1 protein-coding gene is annotated in these 2,368 nt (G+C 68.6%); it reads right to left on the bottom strand.

The features are described 5' to 3' along the window. Positions 1–96: 96 nt before the first annotated feature. Positions 97–2,368, bottom strand: a 2,272-nt coding sequence (locus tag DBR12_RS12395) for a Lon protease family protein (protein WP_108617524.1), incomplete at its 5' end; no start/stop codon positions are given.

Raw genomic sequence — 2,368 nt, 5'->3', positions numbered from 1 at the left:
CCTAGACCGTCGGCAGGGCAATGCGACGTGAAGAATGGCAACCGCTGCTAATCAGCCAGAACCCCGAGTATTCAATCTCGTGGGTCACTGATCCATCTACCGACCCCGACCCCCGCGCCACCTGCGCGCTGCCCCAGCGACCTGACAAGCCCGCCGGTATGCGCGCAAGGTTAGCTCCGCCCGCTGCATCACCGTGTCCTCCACCGTGGCCGCCCCCCCGGCCAGCTCATCGGCCTGCGCCTGCAGCAACTCCGCCGGGCTCATCCCCGACGCCTCGCCCGTCAGCAGCGCAATTCCCTCGCTCACATGCCCCATGGTGTAGACGTGGAACAGCCCGCGCTGCACTGCATCCAGCACGCTGCGGTCCAGCATCAGGTGGCGCTGGTTGCGGGCGGGGATCAGCACGCCGTGGGTGCCGTCCAGCCCCGCCGTTGCGCAGGCGCGGAACCAGCCTTCGATCTTTTCGTTGATGCCGCCCACGGGCAGCACCTCGCCGTGCTGGTTCAGTGCGCCCGTCACGGCGATGCCCTGACGCAGGGGCAGGCCTGACAGGCTGGACAGCAGCGCGTACAGCTCGGCGCACGAGGCGGAGTCGCCTTCCACGCCGCTGTATTCCTGCTCGAAAACGATGGATGCATTCAGTGCCAGCGGGGCCACGTGGCTGAACAGCGCGGTGAGGTAGCTGTGCAGGATGAGCACGCCTTTGTCGTGGATGGGGCCGGACATATCGACCTCGCGCTCGATGTTGAGCAGGCCCTCTTGCCCGGCAAACGTGCGCGCGGTGATGCGCACCGGAAAGCCGAAGCGGTAGTCGCCCAGGTCGATCTGCGTCATGGCGTTGATCTGGCCGGTGATGGAGCCCGCCAGCGAGATCAGGCGCTCGCCCTCGGTGATGGAGTCGTGCAGCTCTTCTTCGGGCTGGTTGTGGCGCTGGGTGCGGGCGGCCAGGGCGGCCAACACGTCGTCTGCCTGCACCAGCGTGCCGCCGCGTGCCTTGCACAGGCTTGCGCTTTCGATGGCCAGCGCTTCGGTGTGTGCAAAGCGTGCGCTCTGGCGGCGTTGGTCGTCGGCCTCGCGGTGGGTCTGCTCCAGCAGCAGTGCCACGGCGTCGGGGCCGAAGTGGGGCAGGCCGCGTTTTTTGCAGACTTGCGCCACCAGGATGGCGGTGGCGTGGTGGGTGGCGGGGGTGGCGGCAAAGTGGTCTGAAAAGTCCACCTTCACGCGAAAGCGGCGTGCGGCGTCGGGGTCGGCGTCTTGCAGCGCGTAGTACTCGTCCACCGATCCGATCAGCACGATCTTCACATCCACGTCCACGGGCTCGGGCTGCAGCGCCGCCGCACCGCCCGGCGTGTGGCCGGGGCCGCCGCCGCCTTCCTCGATCTGCAGGCGCCCGCAGCGCAGAAAGCGGCGCAGCCGCTGCCACAGGCCTTCTTCGGAGGCCAGGTCGTGCAGGTGCAGCAGGATGAAGCCGCCGTGCGCCTTGAGCAGGCTGCCCGCGTGGATGCTGGTGTGGTCGGCCTGCACGGTGTCGGCGTCCGAGCCATGCTCGATGCTGCCAAACAGCGTGCGCTGGGTGGGGTTGTCTTCCACCACCACGGGGGCGGTGGTGCGGCCGTGGTTGTCTACCACTAGGTTCACCTGGCAGCGGGCCAGCAGGTCATCGAGCGCGTCTTTGCGGTCGTCTTCAGCATCGGCGCCTTGGTCGCTACCCCGGTCGCCACCTCGTTCGGCGTCCAGGGGCTCGAACAGGTCGATATCGCCCAGCACAGCCTGCTCCACTTGGTCGAGCCAGTGGGTGAGCTTGACGGTGTCCTTGATCTGCTTGCGCAGGCCTTGGCGGATGTCGTGCAGGGCGTGTTCCACCAGGGGCTTGATGGTCTGGCGGCGCAGTGCGGCCAGGGCGTCGTCGCGGGTGCGCTCCAGCGGGCGGGTGGCTTCGAGAAAGCGGGCGATTTCGGTGCGCAGTGCGTGTTCGGCGGCGTCGATCTCGGCGCGGCGCTCGCGGGGCAGGGCGCGGGCCTCGGCTTCGGTCAGTGGCTGGCCTTTGGGGCCGGTGAGGGTGAACACCATTTGCCCGCCATCACGCGAGAGGCGGAACTGGCGCGCTTCGGCAAACGCGTCGAGCACGGCAAAGGCCTCGGCCTCTTGGGTTTGCCAGGCTTTCTCGATGCGTTCGGCCTCGGCCTTGAAGTCGGCGGCGGCCAGGCGTTTGGGGATGTCGGCCTGCAGGTTCTTGGCCATGTCGGCCAGGCCCTGGCGCAGTTGACGGCCCTGGCCCGCTGGCAGGCGCAGGGCGCGGGGGCGGTCGGGGGTGTCGAAGTTGTGCAGGTAGCACAGGTCGGGCGGCACGGCGCGCTGGCTGGCCGCT

Origin of the sequence: Acidovorax sp. HMWF029 (genome assembly GCF_003060895.1) — a bacterium.
GTDB lineage: Bacteria > Pseudomonadota > Gammaproteobacteria > Burkholderiales > Burkholderiaceae_C > Acidovorax.
This window is presented reverse-complemented; position numbering and strand designations above follow the sequence as displayed.